Raw genomic sequence first — 19951 nt, forward strand, 5'->3', positions numbered from 1 at the left:
TTTTATTAATCAAACAAGCTGTTTTGTAGCCATAACCTGGTAAATGTTCCAGATTCGTCATAGCGCTCTGCCTGACTTTTAATATTAAAAATGCGGTCTCGAGGGTCATTGCCTACGCCGCTATTATAAATCCAGTTCCCATAATTGCTGTGAACATCATAATCAATGAGTAGGCTCTCAAAATAGGCTGCCCCAATGCGCCAATCTTGTTTTGACTCTTTAGCCCAGAAACTCGCAACGTTTTGTCTTCCGCGGTTACTCATCCACCCGGTATTGCTAAGTTCTAGCATATTTGCATTAACAAAATCATATTTTGTAGTACCGTTAATCCAGTTTTTACGGGTGTGCTCATTGCTATCCCAATCGTAATCTGCATTTAAAATACCACCTATTTTAAATATTCTATCTCCGTGTTTTAAAGAAACATACTTAAAGAAGTCTCTCCAGATGAGTTCAAAAATGAGCCAGTACGTACTGTCATTTTTAATTACATCTTTTTCAAATTTTTGAACTTCCCAATAGATCATTCGTGCTGAAATACTACCATTTGCAAGCCACGCAGAAAGTTTTGAACTGTAATCTTTACCTACTAATCCGTTTCGGGTTTTTTTATAATATTGAAGATTTTTAGTCTCCCAGAAGTATTCTTCAATTCTAAGATTTGCCTGATTTTCGCCACCCTTAAAAGGAAATGCGGTTCGCTTATCAATTTCAAAATCTGATAAGCCTAAATCGTGTAAAGAAGGGATTTGCGTAGATTGAGAAATTAGATTTTCATTTGGGAAAGCGTCTATTTTATTTACAATAGGTCTTACGTCAACTTGTTTTTCGCAGTACTTTCTGAAGTTAGTAAATACCTTAGGAATTTCAGAATAATTGGAATAAGGTAAATCTTCAGGATGCCATAAAAATTGATCAAAAGTTTCTATTAAAGAGGTGCCATTTGGGCAATTTACTCTAACACCTTCTATGATATTACGCTCTTCAAACGTCCATTCTTTTTGAAAATAAATACGTTCTACCTGATAATTTTTTACAAGTTTGGGAATAGCAAATTCGGGTTCTTCATTAACAACGAAAAGAGTGATATTAAGTTTTTCTAGATTTTCTCTTAATTCTGTAACAGTTTCAATTAGAAATTGAGCTCTGTACTTTTCAGTCTTCTTAAACCCGAAGCGATCTTTTTTGAACTGTTTAGGATCAAAACAGTATACAGCGATTGTAGGATTTTTAGTTTTAGACGCAAGTGATAGTCCTGTATGGTCTATTGTTCTAAGATCATTTTTAAACCAAACTAAATTCATTGAACAGTTTTATTACGGCGGCAGCGTTCACTGCAATATTTTACTTCTTCCCAGTTTGCCTGCCATTTTTTACGCCAGGTAAATGGCTTTTTACAGACTAAACATATTTTTTGGGGTAGGTTTTCTTTTTTGTGAGCCACTTTGTTTTATAGCGTCTTTAGGGATTCACCGGGTTTAGCATACGAGAACCGGTTCAAGATTTGTGGTAAAGCATAACCATCAAGACCATCTATACAAACAGTTTGCGCGCGCTCTAAATTTAACCAACCATCGTCATCCTGAATTTCTTTATCTACATAAATATGTTTAATCTTTCCTATAACAAAAATGCAGTCATTTTCTTTGATGAAATATTCATTTTCATATTCGCATCCTAATTTTATACGACTTTGTTTAACGTAAGGAGCTTCAAAATCATTTAAAAATTCTTCATCAAGAAGTGTTTCCTTAAATTCTGAAATGGTGCCCGCATACTTCGCAGAAGTTTGATGCGCTTCTCGTATAAAATTCTGATTTACATGATTTACCGTGAATATTCCAGATTTTTTAATATTGTCGTAGGTATTACGCTCTACAGTAGTGGGGCGTAAGATAAAACCTAGTAAGGGAGGGTTACTTCCTAGATGCGTTACCGAGCTAAAAATAGCGACGTTTGTAATACCGTCTTTAGAAATTGTACCGAGTAAGTTAGCCGACTTAAAGCCAGTACAACTATTTATAAAATGCGCTCTATATCTAGAGGGCATTTCTTCTATCGCTTGTGCTGTATAATGTTTCATAAAAAAAGGGTAAGTAAAACTTACCCTAAATTTAATTTTTGTTTAATTATAAGGTTGTTAACATTAAACAAAATAACATAACTTTTTGATTTACTTACGCCTCTTGAGTCTCCTCTGCGTAAGTAGGATAATCTGTATATCCTTTTTCACCTTGTGAATAAAAAGTATCATTATCCCATTCTGCCATTGGGGCATTAATTGCAAAACGTTCTGCAAGGTCTGGGTTTGATATATATAGTTTTCCGAAAGCTACTAAATCTGCATTGCCTTCCTTGATAACTTCATTTCCTTTATCTTGAGTAAAACCACCATTAATCATTAGGTTACCCTTGTAAATAGGTCTGTATCTCTTCGCGATTTCCGTTTTTAAAAAGTCTATATCGCTAACGTCTGTAAACGGTTCAGAAAGGTGTAGATAAGACAAGTCATAGTTATTTAAACGCTCAATAATATGATCAAATGTAGGTATGGTATCTTCTGTAGCTTCAATACCAAAAACACCGTTTAAGGATGGATTTAGACGCACTCCAATTTTATTCTCAGGAATAACTTCTTTTACTTTATCTAATGTTTCAAAGAAAAAGCGCACACGGTTTTCTATACTTCCACCATAATTGTCAGTACGTACATTTGCTTTTTTGTTAAAAAATTGATGAAATAAATATCCGTTTGAACTGTGTATTTCGACACCGTCAAAACCTGCTTCTAATGCATTTTTTGCAGCATCTACAAACTCTTGCTGTGTTTCTTCAATTTCAGCTAGGGTCATTTCTTTTGGTGCTACAGTATCTTTAAATCCGTCTTGCGTATATGCTTGTGCATTAGGGTTTACAGCACTTGGAGCTAAGGGTTTATCACCATTGTGAAAATCTGGATGTGACATACGGCCTACGTGCCATAATTGTATAAAAATTTTGCCATCTTCTGCGTGAACGGCATCTACAACTTTTTTCCAGCCTTCTATTTGTTCTTCAGTATGTATACCAGCAGTGTGAATGTATCCTACTGCACGTTTAGACACTTGTGAGCCTTCGGTAATAATTAATCCCGCACCGGCTCTTTGAGTATAATATTTTACGTGTATATCTGTAGGTACATTACCGGGATTGTCTGCGCGACTACGTGTCATAGGAGCCATAACTACTCTGTTTTTTAAAGTAATATCTCCTAAAACAAATGATTCTAATAAAGGTTGATCGGTTTTCATAATTTTCTTTTTCAATTTTAAATAAAAATATAGATCCTTAGTATGAACAAGGTTGATCTATGTTATCAAATTTTATTCTTATTATATTAGTCTATGAAATTACGGTAGCCTAACCAGGACTCCTGTTAAACGTTTTATAAAATGAATATGTACGATTCCTATTTTAATGTTAACAAAGCAACCTGGGATTTAAAGGCCGGCTATCACGCAGCCAGTGCTTTTTATGATCTGGATGCTTTTAAAAGTGGTAAGTCTAGTCTCAATTCATACGAGTTAGGTGCGTTATCTGATGTAGCAGGTAAGTCGCTTTTACATTTGCAATGTCATTTTGGTCAGGATACCTTGAGTTGGAGTAGGCTGGGAGCGCAATGTGTGGGTGTCGACTTTTCTAATAAGGCTATTGAAATAGCTGAAAGTTTAAATAAGGAATTGGCCTTAGATGCGCGTTTTTTCTGCGGAAACGTTTTAGATACAGCTCAACTGGTTAATGAGAAATTTGATATTGTATATACTAGTTACGGCGATGTAGGTTGGTTACCAGACTTGAAGCCCTGGGCAGCAATGATTGCTAATTGTTTAAAGCCGGGAGGTATATTTTATATGGTTGAATTTCATCCGCTGGTCTGGATGTTTGATTATACAAAACAACCTGCTGTTTTAAAATATGCTTATAATGAAACTCAAATGATTTATGAAGAATACAAGGGCACATATGCAGAGCCCGAAGCACCTATGATAAGTAAAGAGTGCACCTGGAATCACGGGTTGGGAACTGTGGTCAATGCATTAATTGAGGCGGGTTTAACAGTAAAATTTTTAAGGGAGCACGATGCATCACCTTATAATATTTTACCAGAACTTATTAAAACAAAATCTGGTTTTGAAACCAAAGACAAACTTTATCCGCTTATATATGAGTTAAAAGCGACCACGATTTAATCGTCTATATTTTGTCTCATTTCGCGCTGGCGCATTGGCATTTGATCAATTACTTCAAAAATTGTACGGGGCTCAACAGTATAATTTTTTTTAAACTTAACTCCGCCGTCTTTTCCTATAAGTGTGATACCTTCAAAACTCACCGTAATGTTATAGTTTTTTCGAAGCGGAGCGATGAGGTAAGAGGTAATCACTTTCAACTCTTTATCATAAATTCTCCCTTTAGAGAGCGCAAATAGAATAATATTGCGATCATCTAACTTTTTTGAACTTGATTTAAATAACTCCCATTGTTCTTTAAAACTTTCATTTTGAAGGCTGGTAGTAGAAAAGACCAAGATGCGATTCCGGGATTTATATTTTGAAAAATCTTCTTGAGCAGTGGCAGATAGAGCAAACAAGAATAACGGTAAAAAAGCGGCTTTAGTCATTAGTGTGTGGTATTTTCTTTTAATAATTCAGGATATTTCTTTTTAAAATTATTTAGTCTGGGTATAGAAACTCCCACGATATACGGGTCATTAGGGTGGTTACGTTCATAATCCTGATGGTAATTTTCTGCTTTCCAGAATTTTTGGAAAGGCATTACCTGAGTTGTTATTTTACCATCATAAAAATCTGTATTCAGTCTCTTTATAGTGTTTACTATAATTGTATGTTGATCTTCATTTTGGTAAAAAGCAATAGATCTATACTGGCGACCTCGATCAGGACCTTGTCTGTTTAAAGTCGTAGGGTCTTGCGATGCAAAAAACACATAAACTAGCGTTTGATAAGAAATTACTTGCGGATTATAAAATACTTCAACGGCTTCTGCATGATTGGTTTTGCCATAGCTCACCTGTTCATAAGTTGGATTCTTTTCACTTCCACCGCTATAACCGTTTACCACTTCTTCAACACCTTTTACGCTTTCAAAGACAGCTTCAACACACCAGAAACAACCACTAGCAAAATAAGCGCGTTCAAAGCCATCTACAGCTTGAGTTTGTACAGGATCTTTTTGCATCATTAGCGCATCGTGATCTGTAGTATCTGATTTTTTACATGAAATACAGAGGAGGAGAAGGAATAAGAACGGCGATAAAATCTTCATAACCTAATTTTTAAATAAAATTAGCGGAATCTTAAAGACGCTCCTGCTAAGACCTTGTTAAACTCTAGTTTAGGTCATAAAAAAAGCCCCGTAAAACGAGGCTTTTAGTATAATATAGGTTGAAAGTTTATATCTTAGAAAAGATTGCTTCCATTTTTTCTTGTTCTTCGCGAGCTAATTCTTCATCAACAAGAATTCTACCACTATGTTCATCTGTAATGATTTTCTTGCGACCAGCTATTTCTACCTGAACTTGCGGAGGAATAGTAAAGAATGATCCTCCTGAAGCACCACGCTCAATAGCAACTATAGCAAGGCCATTACGTACGTTTGAACGTATGCGGTTGTAGGCTTTTACAAGACGCTCATCTATAGAATTTTCAAATGCTTCACTTTGAGATAAAAGCGCTTGTTCTTCTTTTTCAGTTTCTGCTAAAATTGCATCAAGTTCTTGTTTTTTATGTTTTAAGTGCTTTTGGCGCTCTCCAACACGTTCTTTAGTCTGATCAATAACAGCATTTTTTTGCTCAATTTGAGCACGGTATTCTCTAATATTTTTTTCAGCTAATTGAATTTCTAATTCTTGAAATTCAATCTCTTTGCTTAAAGAATTGTATTCTCTGTTATTGCGCACATTCTTTTGCTGCTCAGTATATTTCTTAATTGAAGCTTTTGATTCATCAATAAGAATTTTCTTAGCTTTAATCTGATCGTCGATTAAACCAAGTTCACCTCCTAGTTTTTCCAGTCGGGTATTTAATCCTGCAACTTCATCTTCAAGATCTTCTACTTCTAAAGGAAGCTCACCACGCACATTGCGAATGGTATCAACACGAGAATGTATCAGTTGCAAATCATATAATGCTCTGAGTTTTTCTTCAACGGTAGCTTCGGTCTTTTTTGCCATATTATAAATACTTAATAGGATTGGTGTTTTCGTCTTCTAAAACGACTGCAAAATTAGTAAATTTTTTCGTAAGAAAGTCAGTAAGAATATTTTTTGTGAATTGCTCACTTTCATAGTGACCTATATCTACCAGTATAAGTTTATTTTCAGCTTGATAAAACTGATGGTATTTTAAATCTGCGGTGATCAAAGCGTCTGCTCCAGAGCTAATTGCAGCATCTATGGCAAAACTTCCGCTTCCGCCTAAAACAGCTACTTTTTTAATAGGTTTGTCGAGCAGCATCGAGTGGCGTACCCCTTTTGCATTGAAGTTTTTTGAGACTAATTGTAAAAAAGGCAATGCATTCATCGCTTCAGGAAGTTCGCCAAGCATTCCCATTCCTATATTTTGATTTATATTATCTAGCGTGGTGACTTCATAAGCAACTTCCTCATAAGAATGTGCATTAAAAAGGGTCTGGAGTATTTTTGATTCTAAACGCGCCTCAAAAGTTACGTGAAGTTGAATTTCATTCTCTTTTTGAAACTCACCACGATTACCCTTTGTAGGATTGCTATTTGCATTACCTGTAAACGTACCAACCCCTGATGTATTAAAACTACAGGAATCATAATTGCCAATATTGCCTGCGCCGGCATTAAACAATGCATTACGTACGTGTTCAATTTCCGCTTCGGGGACATAAGTTGTAAGTTTTTTAATAACCCCTTTTTTAGGAATAAGAATTTTTCTATTAATAAGATTTAAAGCGTCACACATACCTTTACTAACGCCGTGGGGCATATTATCTAAAGCTGTGTGAATCGCATAAATAGCGATATCATTTTTTATAGCTTTTAAAACTACACGCTCCACATAATTTTTACCCGTTATTTTTTTTAGTCCGCTAAAAACAATAGGATGAAAACTTACAATAAAGTTGCAATTTTTAGCAATTGCAGTATCTACCGTTTTTTCAAGGGTATCTAGGGCCACTAAAATACCACTAACTTCTTTATTCTTATCTCCTAGAAGGAGTCCTACATTGTCAAAATCTTCGGCATAAGCCAGAGGTGCAAACTCTTCTAAGGCTTTAATAACTTCGTTAATTATCATAATATATTAAACTGTAAATTCTTTTTAAGATGTTATGCTGAAAGTAGTTTGTTAAACAAACAATTCTGCGGAAAAATCACAGAGTGATTCAGCCTGTGGTGCGTAAATATAAAAATTATAACTTCGAGCCTGTGAAGAACGCTCGTAAAATACTCTGGCCTTTTGCTATCCCCTATGATGGGGTGACGCGTTTGCGGAATTATCTTTTTGACCAGTCTTTTTTTGATTCTTATTCCTATGATTTTCCTGTAATAGGTATAGGTAATCTATCTACTGGTGGCACCGGAAAATCTCCAATGACAGAGTATGTTGTTTCTCTATTGAAAGATACCTACTGTACAGCCACACTTAGCAGAGGATATGGTAGGGATACTAAAGGATATCTTGAGGTGACTCCAGATTTGCAAGCTAGCGATACGGGAGACGAACCTTTGCAATTTGCCAGAAAGTTTAGAGATGTGCGTGTTGCTGTTTGTGAAGACCGTGTTGTAGGTATTTCAAAATTACGAGATTCATTACCACAACCTGAATTAATTGTCTTAGATGACGTGTATCAACACCGAAAGGTAAAGCCGGGTTTGCTTATTTTGCTTACCGCCTTTGATGATTTATTTTACAATGATTTTGTTTTACCTGCAGGAAATTTAAGAGAAAGCAGGCAAGGAGCAGATAGAGCAGATTGTGTTGTGGTGACTAAATGTCCTCAAAATTTGTCAATTGAAAAGCAACAGGAAATACAAAAGAAGATATCAATATATACTGATGCTACCGTTTATTTTGCAACTATAAACTACGGAAAGCCACAATCTAAAACAGGTGTTGTAAGGTGGGATGTGTTTAATAAAAAACAAATAACAGTAGTTACGGGTATTGCTAAACCTAAACCTTTTTTGAAGTATTTAGATAAGGAGTACTTAAGCTACACCCATCTTCAATTTGCAGACCATCATAATTTTTCTGATGACGAACTCAAAAAACTTGATGAGTATCCTGTTATTCTTACTACCGAAAAGGATTTTGTGCGACTTAATGGAAAACTGAATAAAGCAGCTCTATTTTACATCCCCATTACTTTTAATTTTCATAGAAATACGGAAGAATTTAATCGTCTTATTCTAAACTTCGCACAATCAAATTCAGTTAGAGAATAACATTTTTACGCTTTAATGCATTGTGTATTTTAGAGAAGAATTCTTCAATTTTATAAGGCTTCGGAATGATGTCATTAAATCCTGCAAGATAGAAATCGTCTATATTTTCATCTATAGTTACAGCGGTTAAGGCGAGAATAGGAAGGTCTTTATTAAACTCTCTAATTTTTTCGGTTGCTTCTATACCGCTAATTCCCGGCATATGAATATCCATAAGAACAAGGTCATAAGTTTCAAATCTTACTTTTTCTATGGCAATCTCTCCGTTATCTGCAACATCACATTCCATAAAATTCTTTTCTAAGATTTTACGGGTGATCATTTGATTAATTTTATTGTCTTCTACAACGAGGATTTTTCTTCCTTTTAAAGATTCATAATCAATCTCGTATACGCGTTCTTCGGGTTCTTTGTCTTTACTCAATGGTAGGGCATATTTAATATCAAAGAAAAATTTTGATCCTTTTCCGAGTGTACTTTCCAGTTCTATTTTACTCTTCTGTAAGTTTAATAATCGTTTTACGATAGAGAGACCTAAGCCAGTACCACCAAATTTTCTGTTAATTTGAACAGAACCCTGTGTGAAGTTCTGAAAAATATCTTTCTGTTTTTTCTTGCTGATTCCTTCACCCGTATCCTCAATTTCAAAATGAAGATAGGTTTGAGTTTCATTTTTACTTATTTGATTAATTCTAACAAAAATGCTGCCATCACGGGTAAATTTATTTCCGTTCCCTATAAGATTTATTAGAATTTGAGACATCATAAGTGGATCACCTACAATTTGTTCTGGTATAGCATTGTCATATTCTAATATGAGTTTATTACCTTTTTCCTGAGCAGATCGTTCTAGCGCAAAAAGCACATCGTCTACACGTTTGCGCAGATTAAAAGTTGCCTTTTCTACTTCTACCTTATCTGCTTCGAGTTTGTTAAGATCAAGAATGTTATTAATAAGTGAGAGTAAATATTCACCAGAAAATTTTAAAGAATCCAGGTGTTTCTTTTGCTCAGCTGTAGGATTTTCACTTAATAACAAATGAGTTAACCCTGTCACCGCATACATAGGTGTACGCAGCTCGTGTGTAATTGTAGATAAAAATTGCGCTTTTACAACAGAAGCTTTTTCTGCATTTTCTTTAGCTATAATTAATTCTGCATTTTTAGCTTGTAGCAACTCGTTTGCTTTTGCTCTTAGATTGTTGTTTTTATAAAGCGATAGCGCTAGAAGACACAGTATCGTAAATAGAGCAATAATTAGAACTGTGGTGATTTTATTGGCTTGTACCAGCCTTGCAGGATTATAATCTGCCGGGTCAATCTCAGATAAAAGCGCATTGCGTATGGTTAATGCCTTTGTATTAGAGCCGTTGTCACCAAAGTAGGTTTGACGTTTTTGATTGTATGTATTAAGATAGGTAAATGCCTTCTCGTAATCTTTAGAATTACTGTAAATAGTACTTAATAGAGCTAAAGCATCTAACTCTATCTGCGGAAAATTATTACTTATGCTTAACTCGTGTGCTTTTTTAGCATAATCTAAACTCTTCTCTGTAGATAACAGGCTTTCATATGCCCGTGAACTTTGAATATAGATACGAGCAATTACAAAATAATTTTTTTTCTTTTGATCAAGAAGCAATGCCAGTGCATTCTCATATTTAGGTAATGCTTCTTCCGGTTTTTTCAATTCTTGCAAGATGTTACCGTGATAGAGGTAGGCTGAAGCCAGATCATCTGTAACCCCTTTATCGCGAGAACCTATTAATATCGTTTCTGCCTGTTCCAAAAAAGGTAACGCACGCTGTGAATCGTTAGTTTTGATTAAAATTTGAGAATAATATAAGTAATCCTTACCTAACTGATCTGTCTCTTTAAGTTCTTGATGAGTAATGATGGCATCCCTGATTTCAATATTAGCCTTATCAAACTCACCTTGTTTTAAATATACATTACTAAGAAGTTGACTGGCAGTAGCAGCTCTACTTTTATTGTCAATTTTTTGAGCAAGATATCGTGCTTCTTCAAGTTTTTTTACAGATTCTGTAAAATTTGAAGCTCCAATTAGATTTACAGCATCTATAATGAGAGAGTCAATTTTAATGTTGCGCTCATTTTCATTATTACCTGGTCTTTGACCAAAGGAAATAAGAGAGAATAACAAAAAGATGACAACTAGTCTTTTGTCAAAAAACATTTTTTTCTTCATTGAGCTACTAATATAGGCACTTTGCCAAAATTAGGAACGATCTTTTAAGATTTTCGTGAGATTTTAATAATTAAATCTATGATTCGGGCAGAGTAGCCGGTCTCGTTATCGTACCAACCTATTAATTTGACTAAATTACCAATTACGGAAGTCATTTGTGAATCAAGAATGCAGGAATTTTCGTTACCTACAATATCTATAGAGACTAAAGGCACCGTTGTATATTCTAAAATGCCTTTCAAATACGTTTCTGAAGCTTTTTTAAATGCTTCATTTATTTCTTCGATAGTTGTATCTCGAGCGACATTTAAAGTGACATCTGTTAATGAACCGTTAGGAACCGGTACTCGTATACCACATCCTCCAATTACATTAGAAAGTTCTGGAAAAATCTTAGTAAGCGCTTTTGCAGCTCCCGTTGTTGTGGGTACGATAGATAGTCCTGCAGCACGAGCTCTTCTTAAATCTGGGTGAGGTTGATCGTGTAAACTTTGATCTGTTGTATAGGAATGTACTGTGGTAATATATGCTTGTTTAACACCACATAGATCGTTTACTACTTTAATCATAGGAGCAGCATTGTTAGTGGTGCAACTCGCATTAGAAATAATTAATTCGTCTCCCGTAATTAGGTTGTCATTTACACCTAAAACAATAGTTTTAATACGGTCATCTGCTGCCGGGACGCTTAGAATAACTTTAGGTGCACCCGCTTTTAGATGACCTTCAAGTAAATCGTAAGTTTTAAACTTGCCCGTACTCTCAACTACAAGGTCAAGATTATGCGATAACCAGGGGATATTTTTAGGCTCACTAAATTGATAAAGACTAATTTCTTTATTATCAACCCTTAATTTTCCACTAGAAAATGAAATGTCTTTTTTAAAAATTCCGTGGATACTATCATATTTTAATAAATGCGCAAGTGTGGCGCCATCTGCACGGTCATTTATTGCAATAACCTCTATCAACGGGTGATCGTATAACAAACGAAACAGTCTTCGGCCAATGCGGCCAAATCCATTAATTCCAATTTTAATTTTAGACATTACGTATGGGGACTAAAGAAGGTGTTTTTGAGCTTTATATGAAGAGCGCACTAGAGCCCCGCTTTCTACGTGTCTAAAGCCCATTTCTAGACCCAGCACTTCATATTTTTTAAATTGATCTGGAGTAATAAATTGCTTAACAGGTAAGTGTTTTTTAGAGGGTTGAAGGTATTGACCTATTGTTACAATATCCACATTTGCGCTTCTAAGATCACGCATAACCTGTAAAACTTCCTCTTCGGTTTCACCTAAACCAAGCATAATGCCAGACTTGGTGCGTCTAATACCGTTATCTTTCAAATATTTTAAAACTCCCAGGCTACGCTCATATTGCGCCTGTATACGCACTTCACGAGTAAGACGTTTTACAGTTTCCATATTGTGAGATACCACTTCTGGAGAAACTTCAATAATACGGTCTATATTTCGCTCATTTCCCTGAAAATCTGGTATTAGAGTTTCTAAAGTAGTATTTGGGTTCATACGACGAATTGCTTTTACCGTTTCTGCCCACATAATAGAACCCATATCTTTTAAGTCATCACGATCAACAGAAGTAATAACCGCATGCTTAATATTCATTAGCTTAATAGAACGTGCAACTTTTTCTGGTTCTTCCCAGTCTAAAGTATCTGGTCTTCCGGTTTTAACTCCGCAAAATCCACAAGAACGCGTACATACATTGCCTAAAATCATAAATGTAGCCGTCCCTTCACTCCAGCATTCTCCCATATTAGGACAACTGCCCGAAGTGCAAATTGTATGTAAATCGTATTTATCTACAAGACTTCTAAGTTCTGTATATTTTTTACCTGTAGGTAATTTTACCCGTAGCCACTTCGGTTTAGGAGTTCTTACAGGTGCTGCAATCGTTTCAGTAATCATGCCATTTTTTTTGCTGTTGTAAAGATACAAACTGTAGGTGAATTATGAACTTATCTCTGATTTTGTAGCGCTTTTTGAATTGCTTTTTATTGCGTGTTAAGATTGTGTTTAGATAAGTAGTTAAAATTATAGCAATTAGTAATTTATTGTGAATAATAAATAAAGAATCGAAATACTTTTACACTGGTAATTAAACTTAAAAACACTCATATGAAACGATTTACACTTCCTTTTTTGATTATAGCACTTATAACAGGGATTTACGGTTTTGGGGGTTTTAATCTATGGGCTACCGAGGCAGCACGCGTATTATTCTTAATATCTGCAGATTTATTTGTTGTTTCGCTTTTTGCTAAATTTCTATTTAAAAATAATCAGGATCAAATTGCCCAACGGGTAAAATCATAGAATTAACGATACTTTCATTCCTAAATATAAAAACTGCCCATACAAGGCAGTTTTTTTTATTCTTAATTTGTAGCATAATAATTGTAGTTATTTTAGAAAAAACCTATGCGTAAATTTTTATCGTTAGTTATAGTATCTATTTTATTTTCTTCTCTTTCATTTGCTCAAAACCAGACCTTAACAAAAGGTATGGTAAGTGAGATTGAAGTTACAACAGATAGCACTTCTTTAAATTATTCTATTTATATACCGCAAAATTTTATAGCGACTAAGCCTGTTAAAGGCTTATTCATTTTTGATCCTAATGGTGATGGTATGCGTGCTTCCCGGTTATTTGTCTCTGCTATTGCAGGAGAAGACTATGTAGTGGTCTCAAATAATTTTAAGATGAGTAATAATTTAGATAGTCTTGATTACAATGCAAATAATGCCATAACCATAATGCGCGATGTCTTTGCAAAAGTTGCGCTAGAACCTTCACAGATTTATATTGCCGGATTAGGAGCTGGGGCAAAAGCAACAAGTGCCTTATCGTATTTGCTTAAAAATACAGCAGGTATTCTTTTAGTAGATGATGTATATTTTGCAGATCAATATATTGCGCAGGCGCGAAAAAATAATGTTATAGGAGTAGTGGGGAAGTCTTCACCTAACTATTACCAAATGGCAGATTATTTTAGAATGATGAAAAGTTTTAATTCTTCAAATGAGTTGTATACGTATTCAAATTCTGGAGAATGGCCAGGAGCAAGTTTTATAGGGGTTTTATTGAATAGATTAAATCATATTCAAGCAGATAATATTAATCTAAAGATTTCTGATACACTATGGGAAAAGCGGTACCAAAATGATCTAAACGGACTAAAAAGTCTGGTATTGAATAAAGAATATTTGACTGCTTATGATCTTAGTTTGGACTTAAAAAGAGATTATCGCAGAAAGGTAGATCTTGATGCAATTAAGAATTTTTATAAAAGTCTTAGAAATACAGAATCTTATAAAACTGCTAAGCGATTAGACAGATCTGGTAATTTAGAGGAGTTGTTACTGTTAGATGACATTGAATATTTTTTAGAATCTGATATTGTTGCAGCGAATTTTGAGAATCTTGGCTATTGGGATAGTCGAATTAATGAATTTAAAAATGCATCAAATGACTCGGATAAACCTAATGAACAAAAAGTAGCAAAACGCATGTTAGGCTATATAGATTACACTGTTGAAGATTTTCTGACATTAAATAAAGTGTCTCTTTTAGCGCAACGTATTTTTGGAAACGTATTAATGACCATGCTTGATAGTAAAGATTATCAGGCTTATCTTAATATTATAAGTTTATCTGCACAAGATAATGACGATAACACTGCCTATTTTTATTTAGAAGAATTATTAAAGCAGGGGTTTGCAGATTACGATGCGCTTTACGAAATTCCGCAAACGACAACATTAAAAATAAAGCCCGTTTATAATCAACTAATTAAATCTTATTTAGGGAAAGCTAAATTTTAGATAAGTCAAGAGTTTGATTTTTTTCTTTCGCAAGTATGTTTTTTACATATAGTAGAAGTACTAATGCAAGTAATGTAACACCTCCCATAAATAACCACGTGCTGTCATAACCAAATTTGTTTACCAGCTGCATACCTGTATTGTGGCCAAATATATGAGATAATGAAAATGACATACTGTACAATCCCATATACGCTCCTTGTCTACCTAATTTAGCCCTGCGTAATGCCAAAGCATTGCCAAACGGAAATGCAATCATTTCCCCTAAAGTGGCAACGATCATTCCTAATATTAAAGTGCTGTTATAACCATTAACAAAGAAAAAACCAAAACTAATACCGGTAAGCAGCAAACCACCTATCACGCTAGATATTTGAGACCAGCCTCTGCGTTCTGCAAATGCAATTAAAGGCATTTCAAACAGAAAAATAACAAGACCATTTAACCCAAGTAGTAAGCCTATTTGAGATTCAGAAAGCCCTTTTATCTCTTTATAAAATAGAGGAACCGTTGAAAAATATTGTACAAATACGACCCCAAATAGTGCAAGAGCTATCAAAAAAATGAGGTACAGCCTATCTTTATATGGAGAAAGCGGATTTTCTATTAATTTTTCCTCATCGGTAACTTTAGCTTTTTTAGGATTTAATGTTTTTATAAGTATAAAGCCTGCAAGAATGCAGGTTACACCATCTACCCAGAATAATCCGTAATAGCCTATTCCTGCAATTATGAGTCCGCCAATGGCAGGGCCTGCAGAAAAGCCCAGATTTATGGCAAGGCGAATTAGAGTTAACGAGCGAGTTTTATTTTCGGGTTTACTATAAGCACTTAGTGCTACAAAAAATGCGGGTCTTGATAGGTCTGCAATTGCAATTAAGATAAAAAAGCCAAAGCATATTGCCCAAAACCCGGTTATAAACTGAAGACAGAAGAAACCCAGTCCTGTACCTACAAGACTTAACAATATAGTTTTATAAAACCCTATTTTGTCAGAAAGGAGACCTCCTAACCACGACCCTGCAAGTGAACCAAATCCAAAACAGGTCATCACCCAGCCTACATCAGATAAGCTAAACTGCAAGTCATCTTTAAGGTAAAGCGATAAAAAAGGAATCACCATTGCACCTGCACGATTAACCAGGGTAATGAGTGCAAGCCACCATACTTCTTTTGAAAGTCCTTTAAAGGTGTTGAGGTATGAAGAAAACAGACTAAACATAAAAAATAAGCATAAAAAAAGTCTGGCGTTTTAGAGGCCAGACTTTCGTGTTTATAATAGAATAACTTGTATAGTTAACACAAAATATCAGGCAGGGTCAATAAGACCTCAATTGTGCGTGAATAATGTGTGTTGTAATTTTTCATAATCATTATTCCATTTGTGGAATATTCTATTTAAAATACTTTTGAAAGTAGTTTTAATTTCAAGAATAAAACTAATTCAATTGCTTTAATAAATACTAAAAAGAGCTGAAAAAATTTCAGTTTTAAAGATTAAAGAAGTTTTGAAAGTCAGATTCGTATAAAAACTGTCGACAACCTTAATATATTAGTGGCAAAACTTCCGGTTATTTTTCCATTTTCCCGTAGATTTTGTTGCGTGCTTTCCAGCACCACCTTTAAATATCAGGATTGATTATTTATTAACTTTCCGGAAGCGTATCTTCTATAGTTACTGGTATGTAAAGTTCAGTAATCCAGGCTGCCGGGTTGGGGTTGTCTTCAGGTCCTACTACATAAATTTCAAAGGGATAACTGTTTTGGGCAGGTGTGAAGTTGTTTTTTACTAAATATGCTTCAGTAGCATTCCAGGCTTCTTTTAGATTTTTATAATCTCCTTTTAAAGTGGTTTTAATAACACTATATGAAGGCATAAAACCACAAAGAATGGTGCTGTCTTCTGCAACTATTATCTGTGAAGTTGTAGGTATTCCACTAGAAATAATAGCGCTATTATTGTTTATATCTTTTGAATTATAGATGGTTAATGGTTTTCCTGAAATAGTGATGTTATTTCCTTCCATATATCTGTGTACCTGCGGAATCATTTCTTTTATTTTTCCACGGGCTGCATCAATGGTAGTAGATGTGGTTACATACATGTAGAACCCGCCGCTGTATTGTGTGATTCCATCTGTTTTAATAGTATAAACCTGCATATCTTCTAAAACACTTTCGTCTAAAGAAGTTAAGCCAGATTTATACATCGTACGCATATCTGCGTCAAAATCGTAACTCATTAAGGTGAAGTACGCTTTATCCATTAAAGTATGTTCTCCTCTAATGCCCCAGGTAACTTTAGTGCCACCGTCTACTTGCTCAAACTGCCAATAGACATGAGCATTACGTTCACCCGCAGGTGTTATAAATGTTATGTCCTGCTCTAATCGTTGATTTTCTATAACTGAAGTAGTTCGCATAGAACCGTCAACTTCTTCGCCATTCCAACTGTAACTAGCACCTTCACCGCTTGTTTTTTCGGGATAGTTAAAGACCATTGTAGGATCTTCTTTTTTCCAGGGTCCCCAGTTTTCCCAGGATTTATAATCATTAACTTTATTAAAGACCAGATCTATAGGAGCTTTAATTATTTGAGTCTCTTCAATCTCGTAGTTGCCGTCTTTAGTTGCAAAAAAAATAGCTCCTGCTATAAATAGGATTAGCAGGAGAAAGAATAAATATTTTAAAATTTTCATTTAGCGGGTTTGAATTCAAATTTAACAATTAAATATGATTTGATATTTAATTATTAGGAGATTACTACACTGGTTCTTATTCCTTTAAATAATATTTTATAGCAAATAGGATAAGTACAAAACCTACAAAACCAATTAAAATCCAATAACTGCCCTTGTATTCTTTTTTATGCAGCTTGTTATCTTTGCGATAGCTCATAAACACAAATGCGATAAATGCTACAAAAAATAGTGCTGCAAAAATTAATTGACCGGTACTGAACATTTTAAATTATTTTAAACAATTTACTAAGTTTAATTTTGTTTTTAAGCACTAAACTTAGCTTACTCATCGAGTATGTTGTATTAGTGAATCAAAATTAAGCCTTTATAACAGAAATAGAGATGAAAAAAAGATTAGCTGCAGTACACGAATTTCATAGCGCATTTGGTTTAGGAATTAATGATGAGCCTAAAGCAGATTTAGGTGAACAAAAAAACATGCTTAGATTTAACCTAATGAAGGAAGAAAATGAAGAGTATCTCAAAGCCGCGCAGGCAAATGATTTAATTGAAGTCGCAGATGCTTTAGGTGATATGCTTTATATACTATGTGGCACCATACTCGAGCACGGTATGCAGTATAAAATAGAAGAAGTTTTTAATGAAATACAGCGTAGTAATATGAGTAAGTTAGGCGCTAATGGAAAGCCTATTTATAGAGAAGATGGAAAAGTGCTCAAAGGACCAAACTATTTTAAACCTAACATTAAAGAAATACTCAACAAGTAATCGATTCAAATGAGTTTTATTCTCCGTTTTTAAAGGCTAAATTCGCAGCCTATGAGTGCAATTAATTATGTTTCGGTAGAATCTATCGCTAAAGCTTTTGGAGAAAAAGTATTGTTTAATGATTTATCATTTGGTATCAATGAGGGGCAGAAGATAGGTCTGGTGGCTAAAAATGGTACCGGTAAGACTTCTATGTTAGATATTTTAGCAGGGGCTGAAAATCCAGACAGTGGTCAGGTGATTTTTCGTAAAGGTATTAAAGTAGCTTTTCTTCCGCAGGAGCCTAACCTTGACCCTGCATTAACTGTTGAAGAAACCATCTTTGATAGTGATAATGAGATTTTAAAAGTAATTTCAGATTACGAGCATGCGCTTCAGAATATGGATGATGGTGATGCGTATCAAAAGGCATTTGATCAAATGGAAGTGCATCAAGCCTGGGATTTTGAAACGCAGTACAAGCAAATTTTATTTCAGCTTAAGTTAGACGATTTAGATCGTAAGGTTGAAAAGTTAAGTGGAGGTCAAAAGAAGCGCTTGGCACTTGCCAATATGCTATTGAGTAAACCAGATTTACTCATTCTTGATGAGCCAACTAACCACCTAGATTTAGAGATGATAGAGTGGCTTGAGCAGTTTTTTGCAAAAGAGAACTTCACCTTATTTATGGTTACTCACGACCGCTACTTTTTAGAACGTGTGTGTAACGAAATTATTGAACTAGACGAGGGTAAGCTTTATAGTTATAAAGGTAATTATGCCTATTATCTAGAGAAACGTGAAGCTCGCATAGCAACAGAAGAAACCGAAACCGGTAAAGCAAAACAACTCTTCAAAAAAGAATTAGAATGGATGCGTCGCCAGCCTAAAGCGCGTACTACCAAGTCTAAATCAAGAATAGATGATTTTGCTGAAATAAAAGATAAAGCTTCAAAAAGGCGTAATGATCACGAGGTTCAGTTAGAGCTCAATATGGAGCGTTTAGGAAGCAAAATTGTAGAGTTTCACAAAGTTTCTAAATCCTTTAAAGAGCGTGTAATTCTTGATGGTTTTGATTATAATTTTCAGCGTGGAGAGCGTATTGGGATTATAGGTAAAAATGGTACCGGTAAATCTACTTTTCTTAATGTATTAACAGGGAGTATTCCTCCAGATAGCGGCAAACTGGTAGTGGGAGAGACCATACAATTTGGCTATTACACTCAAAAAGGTATTGTTATTAAGCCCGGTCAAAAGGTTATTGATGTAATTAAAGAGTTTGGAGATTATATTCCGCTTAAAAAAGGAAGACAAATTTCGGCAGGTCAGCTGTTAGAACGTTTTCTTTTTGACCGTAAAAAGCAATATGATTTTGTTGAAAAACTGAGTGGGGGAGAGCGTAAACGTTTGTATCTGTGTACTGTTTTAATACAAAACCCTAACTTCTTAATATTAGATGAACCTACAAATGATTTGGATATAGTTACCTTAAACGTGTTAGAGAGTTTTCTTTTAGATTTTCCTGGATGTTTGCTGGTAGTTTCTCACGATAGGTACTTTATGGATAAGATTGTAGACCATCTTTTTGTTTTCCGTGGGCAAGGTGAAGTTGAAGATTTTCCCGGTAACTATTCAGATTTTAGAGCCTACGACTCGGGGCCGGCAGTAGAGCAGGAGGTAGTTGCTAAGCCAAAAGAAGAAAAGGCTACAACTAAAGATAATTGGAAAACAGCCAGTACTTCATTGTCTTACAATGATCAGAAAGAGTACAATCGCATCGAACGTGATATTGCAAAATTTGAAAAGGAAAAAGCAAGTAAAGAAGCAGAATTTCTGAACCCCGATTTGTCTGGTGATGAAATTAATAAGCGATCAATTGCACTTCAACAGGTTCAGGATAAAATAGATGCACTTACCGAAAGATGGTTTGAATTGAGTGCGAAAATGGAAGAATAACTTAGGA

General features: G+C 34.8%; 20 protein-coding genes. 6 read left to right on the forward strand and 14 right to left on the reverse strand.

Annotation, left to right across the window (positions count from 1 at the left end; all coding sequences use genetic code 11):
* Positions 1–5: 5 nt before the first annotated feature.
* The 4 genes from P164_RS17700 to P164_RS17715 form a co-directional block, all read right to left on the reverse strand.
* Positions 6–1304, reverse strand: a complete 1299-nt coding sequence (locus P164_RS17700) for a DASH family cryptochrome (RefSeq protein ID WP_028377654.1) — start codon at positions 1302–1304, stop codon at positions 6–8.
* Entirely contained in the window at positions 1301–1444 is a 144-nt protein-coding gene (locus P164_RS17705) for a DUF2256 domain-containing protein (protein WP_081817401.1), read from the reverse strand. Before P164_RS17705 ends, P164_RS17700 begins: the two co-directional genes overlap by 4 nt.
* Positions 1445–1450: 6 nt before the next feature.
* Positions 1451–2083: a flavin reductase family protein gene (locus P164_RS17710; RefSeq protein ID WP_028377655.1), complete on the reverse strand. Its 633-nt coding sequence runs from the start codon at positions 2081–2083 to the stop codon at positions 1451–1453.
* A gap of 94 nt (positions 2084–2177) precedes the next feature.
* Entirely contained in the window at positions 2178–3290 is a 1113-nt protein-coding gene (locus P164_RS17715; protein WP_028377656.1) for an alkene reductase, read from the reverse strand.
* Positions 3291–3431: 141 nt separating this feature from the next.
* Here P164_RS17715 and P164_RS17720 point away from each other — a divergent pair, with 141 nt between their 5' ends.
* Positions 3432–4229: a class I SAM-dependent methyltransferase gene (locus P164_RS17720; RefSeq protein ID WP_028377657.1), complete on the forward strand. Its 798-nt coding sequence runs from the start codon at positions 3432–3434 to the stop codon at positions 4227–4229.
* On the opposite strand, the gene P164_RS17725 is transcribed toward P164_RS17720, so the two are convergent.
* From P164_RS17725 to P164_RS17740, 4 genes are all read right to left on the reverse strand, one after another.
* The gene (locus P164_RS17725) at positions 4226–4660 is read right to left on the reverse strand and encodes a DUF4174 domain-containing protein (RefSeq protein ID WP_028377658.1); all 435 of its coding nucleotides are present in this window, start codon (positions 4658–4660) and stop codon (positions 4226–4228) included. The genes P164_RS17720 and P164_RS17725 overlap by 4 nt on opposite strands.
* The gene (msrA, locus tag P164_RS17730) at positions 4660–5325 is read right to left on the reverse strand and encodes a peptide-methionine (S)-S-oxide reductase MsrA (protein WP_028377659.1); all 666 of its coding nucleotides are present in this window, start codon (positions 5323–5325) and stop codon (positions 4660–4662) included. The genes P164_RS17725 and msrA overlap by 1 nt, the downstream gene beginning before the upstream one ends.
* 127 nt (positions 5326–5452) lie before the next feature.
* On the reverse strand, positions 5453–6232 hold the full coding sequence (locus tag P164_RS17735; protein ID WP_028377660.1) for a zinc ribbon domain-containing protein: 780 nt from the start codon (positions 6230–6232) through the stop codon (positions 5453–5455).
* A gap of 1 nt (position 6233) precedes the next feature.
* A complete protein-coding gene (locus P164_RS17740; protein ID WP_028377661.1) occupies positions 6234–7328 on the reverse strand; it encodes a Nif3-like dinuclear metal center hexameric protein in 1095 nt (364 codons plus the stop codon).
* Between the two features lie 131 nt (positions 7329–7459).
* On the opposite strand from P164_RS17740, the gene lpxK reads away from it, so the two are divergent.
* Complete coding sequence (lpxK, locus tag P164_RS17745) at positions 7460–8479, forward strand: tetraacyldisaccharide 4'-kinase (protein ID WP_028377662.1); 1020 nt, start codon at positions 7460–7462, stop codon at positions 8477–8479.
* On the opposite strand, the gene P164_RS17750 is transcribed toward lpxK, so the two are convergent.
* Genes P164_RS17750 through lipA form a run of 3 tightly spaced genes read right to left on the reverse strand, consistent with a single transcriptional unit; the run spans position 8469 to position 12622 of the window.
* The gene (locus P164_RS17750) at positions 8469–10688 is read right to left on the reverse strand and encodes a response regulator (RefSeq protein ID WP_028377663.1); all 2220 of its coding nucleotides are present in this window, start codon (positions 10686–10688) and stop codon (positions 8469–8471) included. The genes lpxK and P164_RS17750 overlap by 11 nt on opposite strands.
* A gap of 44 nt (positions 10689–10732) precedes the next feature.
* Positions 10733–11737 (reverse strand): type I glyceraldehyde-3-phosphate dehydrogenase, encoded by a 1005-nt coding sequence (gap, locus tag P164_RS17755; protein WP_028377664.1) that lies wholly within the window; start codon positions 11735–11737, stop codon positions 10733–10735.
* A gap of 12 nt (positions 11738–11749) precedes the next feature.
* Entirely contained in the window at positions 11750–12622 is an 873-nt protein-coding gene (gene lipA / locus P164_RS17760) for a lipoyl synthase (RefSeq protein ID WP_028377665.1), read from the reverse strand.
* Positions 12623–12832: 210 nt separating this feature from the next.
* On the opposite strand from lipA, the gene P164_RS17765 reads away from it, so the two are divergent.
* Together P164_RS17765 and P164_RS17770 are read left to right on the forward strand one after the other, a co-directional pair.
* Positions 12833–13030: a DUF1328 domain-containing protein gene (locus P164_RS17765; RefSeq protein WP_028377666.1), complete on the forward strand. Its 198-nt coding sequence runs from the start codon at positions 12833–12835 to the stop codon at positions 13028–13030.
* A 105-nt stretch (positions 13031–13135) separates the two neighbouring features.
* Entirely contained in the window at positions 13136–14539 is a 1404-nt protein-coding gene (locus P164_RS17770; RefSeq protein WP_028377667.1) for an alpha/beta hydrolase, read from the forward strand.
* Here P164_RS17770 and P164_RS17775 read toward each other — a convergent pair.
* From P164_RS17775 to P164_RS17785, 3 genes are all read right to left on the reverse strand, one after another.
* The gene (locus P164_RS17775; protein WP_028377668.1) at positions 14529–15761 is read right to left on the reverse strand and encodes an MFS transporter; all 1233 of its coding nucleotides are present in this window, start codon (positions 15759–15761) and stop codon (positions 14529–14531) included. The two genes, P164_RS17770 and P164_RS17775, sit on opposite strands and share 11 nt — an antisense overlap.
* 424 nt (positions 15762–16185) lie before the next feature.
* Positions 16186–17238 carry an SRPBCC family protein gene (locus P164_RS17780; RefSeq protein WP_028377669.1) on the reverse strand — a complete coding sequence of 351 codons (1053 nt, stop codon included), beginning with the start codon at positions 17236–17238 and terminating at the stop codon, positions 16186–16188.
* Positions 17239–17314: 76 nt separating this feature from the next.
* Entirely contained in the window at positions 17315–17503 is a 189-nt protein-coding gene (locus P164_RS17785; protein ID WP_028377670.1) for a hypothetical protein, read from the reverse strand.
* Between the two features lie 119 nt (positions 17504–17622).
* Here P164_RS17785 and P164_RS17790 point away from each other — a divergent pair, with 119 nt between their 5' ends.
* Complete coding sequence (locus P164_RS17790; RefSeq protein ID WP_028377671.1) at positions 17623–18009, forward strand: nucleoside triphosphate pyrophosphohydrolase family protein; 387 nt, start codon at positions 17623–17625, stop codon at positions 18007–18009.
* 60 nt (positions 18010–18069) lie between these two features.
* Positions 18070–19944, forward strand: coding sequence for an ABC-F family ATP-binding cassette domain-containing protein (locus P164_RS17795; RefSeq protein WP_028377672.1), 1875 nt, complete (start codon positions 18070–18072; stop codon positions 19942–19944).
* Positions 19945–19951: the final 7 nt, after the last annotated feature.

Source organism: Leeuwenhoekiella sp. MAR_2009_132 (assembly GCF_000687915.1).
In the GTDB taxonomy this organism is placed as follows: Bacteria; Bacteroidota; Bacteroidia; order Flavobacteriales; family Flavobacteriaceae; genus Leeuwenhoekiella.

Coding starts and splice junctions, on each gene's coding strand:
- P164_RS17700 (WP_028377654.1), bottom strand. CDS start 1,304: ATGAATTTAGTTTGGTTTAAAAATGATCTTAGAACAATAGACCATACA.
- P164_RS17710 (WP_028377655.1), bottom strand. CDS start 2,083: ATGAAACATTATACAGCACAAGCGATAGAAGAAATGCCCTCTAGATAT.
- P164_RS17715 (WP_028377656.1), bottom strand. CDS start 3,290: ATGAAAACCGATCAACCTTTATTAGAATCATTTGTTTTAGGAGATATT.
- P164_RS17720 (WP_028377657.1), top strand. CDS start 3,432: ATGAATATGTACGATTCCTATTTTAATGTTAACAAAGCAACCTGGGAT.
- P164_RS17725 (WP_028377658.1), bottom strand. CDS start 4,660: ATGACTAAAGCCGCTTTTTTACCGTTATTCTTGTTTGCTCTATCTGCC.
- msrA (WP_028377659.1), bottom strand. CDS start 5,325: ATGAAGATTTTATCGCCGTTCTTATTCCTTCTCCTCCTCTGTATTTCA.
- P164_RS17735 (WP_028377660.1), bottom strand. CDS start 6,232: ATGGCAAAAAAGACCGAAGCTACCGTTGAAGAAAAACTCAGAGCATTA.
- P164_RS17740 (WP_028377661.1), bottom strand. CDS start 7,328: ATGATAATTAACGAAGTTATTAAAGCCTTAGAAGAGTTTGCACCTCTG.
- P164_RS17750 (WP_028377663.1), bottom strand. CDS start 10,688: ATGAAGAAAAAAATGTTTTTTGACAAAAGACTAGTTGTCATCTTTTTG.
- gap (WP_028377664.1), bottom strand. CDS start 11,737: ATGTCTAAAATTAAAATTGGAATTAATGGATTTGGCCGCATTGGCCGA.
- lipA (WP_028377665.1), bottom strand. CDS start 12,622: ATGATTACTGAAACGATTGCAGCACCTGTAAGAACTCCTAAACCGAAG.
- P164_RS17765 (WP_028377666.1), top strand. CDS start 12,833: ATGAAACGATTTACACTTCCTTTTTTGATTATAGCACTTATAACAGGG.
- P164_RS17770 (WP_028377667.1), top strand. CDS start 13,136: ATGCGTAAATTTTTATCGTTAGTTATAGTATCTATTTTATTTTCTTCT.
- P164_RS17775 (WP_028377668.1), bottom strand. CDS start 15,761: ATGTTTAGTCTGTTTTCTTCATACCTCAACACCTTTAAAGGACTTTCA.
- P164_RS17780 (WP_028377669.1), bottom strand. CDS start 17,238: ATGAAAATTTTAAAATATTTATTCTTTCTCCTGCTAATCCTATTTATA.
- P164_RS17785 (WP_028377670.1), bottom strand. CDS start 17,503: ATGTTCAGTACCGGTCAATTAATTTTTGCAGCACTATTTTTTGTAGCA.
- P164_RS17790 (WP_028377671.1), top strand. CDS start 17,623: ATGAAAAAAAGATTAGCTGCAGTACACGAATTTCATAGCGCATTTGGT.